The organism is Proteus mirabilis ATCC 29906 (assembly GCF_000160755.1).
GTDB lineage: Bacteria > Pseudomonadota > Gammaproteobacteria > Enterobacterales > Enterobacteriaceae > Proteus > Proteus mirabilis.
In genome coordinates this window covers 1-240 of sequence record NZ_GG668620.1, presented here as the reverse complement: position 1 = coordinate 240, position 240 = coordinate 1, and the positions used below count along the sequence as shown (strand labels likewise).

1 protein-coding gene is annotated in these 240 nt (G+C 53.3%); it reads left to right on the top strand.

Annotated features, from left to right (window positions below):
* The coding region (locus HMPREF0693_RS18740; RefSeq protein ID WP_211206172.1) for a glycerol-3-phosphate acyltransferase at positions 1–240 on the top strand (240 nt) is incomplete at both ends.

The following is a 240-nucleotide window of genomic DNA, read 5'->3' as shown; positions in this document are numbered from 1 at the left end:
AACTGGTGCCATCGCACCCATTGGCTGGGATCTCACCGGAGTAATGGCGGGAACCTGGTTACTGACCGTGCTATTGAGCGGATACTCGTCGCTGGGAGCGATTGTCAGTGCACTGATTGCTCCGTTTTATGTCTGGTGGTTTAAGCCACAATTCACCTTCCCGGTTTCGATGCTCTCTTGCCTGATCCTGCTGCGTCATCATGACAACATCCAACGTCTGTGGCGTCGTCAGGAGACAAA